Genomic DNA, 981 nt, shown 5'->3' with positions numbered 1-981 from the left:
GCGAGGGGCCTGCACGTCGGTGTCACGGGGCATCGATTGAATCGCATTTCACAACACCAGCTGGACCTGATCACGCCGCAGATCGAGCCGCTGCTTGCCCACCTGGCGAGCGCATCGCGCTGCATCGAGCCGGTGCTGCTGTCCAACCTGGCCGAGGGCAGCGACCGCCACCTCGCGCGGCTCGGCCTGCGGGTGGGCTACACGCTGCACGCGGTGCTGCCGCGCCCGCGCGACGAGTACGCGAGCGGCTTCCGCAACAGCGCGTCGCGCCGCGAGTACCGCGCGCTGCTGGGCGATGCGGCGCGCATCACCGAGCTGCGTGGGCCGCTGGGCGTTGCCGGGCGCAGCTACCTGCGCGCCGGCCATGCGCTGCTGGACCAGGCCGACGTGCTRCTCGCGCTGTGGGACGGCGCACCGTCGCGCGGCACCGGCGGCACGGCTGACGTGGTCGACGAAGCCTTCCGCCGCCGCATCCCGGTGCTGCACCTGTCGACCCGGCCGCGCCAGCGCCCGCGGCTGCTGTGGCCGCGTGCCGGCGGCCCGGTGGAGCAGCGCTGCGACCGGCGCGGCCTCGATGCGATGCTGGCGCACCTGAGGGACGCGCGGCGATGAGCGCCGTGGACACGCCGGCCCGCTCGACGACAGATCCTTCGCCCCGGTACTGGGCGTTCATCAGCTACAGCCACCACGACAAGGCCGTGGCGCGCGGGCTGCAGCGGCAACTGGAGACGTACCGCGTGCCGCGCCGGCTGGTCGGCCGCGCGACGCCGCACGGGCCGGTGCCGGCGCGCCTGTCGCCGCTGTTCCGCGACCGCGACGAGCTGAACGCCGGTGCCGACCTGAAGGCGAGCGTGCAGGAGGCGCTCGCGGCCAGCCGCTGGCTGATCGTCGTCTGCTCGCCGGATGCGGCGCGCTCGCCGTGGGTCAACCGCGAGATCATCGAGTTCAAGCGCCTGCACGGCGAGGGCCGCGTGCTGGCGC

2 protein-coding genes are annotated in these 981 nt (G+C 74.4%); both read left to right on the top strand.

Annotated features, from left to right (window positions below; translation table 11 throughout):
• Positions 1–612: hypothetical protein (locus AC1D01_RS36440; protein ID WP_477874647.1), on the top strand; the 612-nt coding region annotated here is incomplete at its 5' end.
• On the top strand, positions 609–981 hold a 373-nt coding region (locus tag AC1D01_RS36435), incomplete at its 3' end, for a toll/interleukin-1 receptor domain-containing protein (protein WP_477874645.1). The genes AC1D01_RS36440 and AC1D01_RS36435, both read left to right, overlap by 4 nt.

This window comes from Rhizobacter sp. P3_B12, assembly GCF_056402895.1.
Note: the sequence above shows the minus strand (reverse complement) of the source record. Positions and strands in the feature narration are given on the sequence as shown.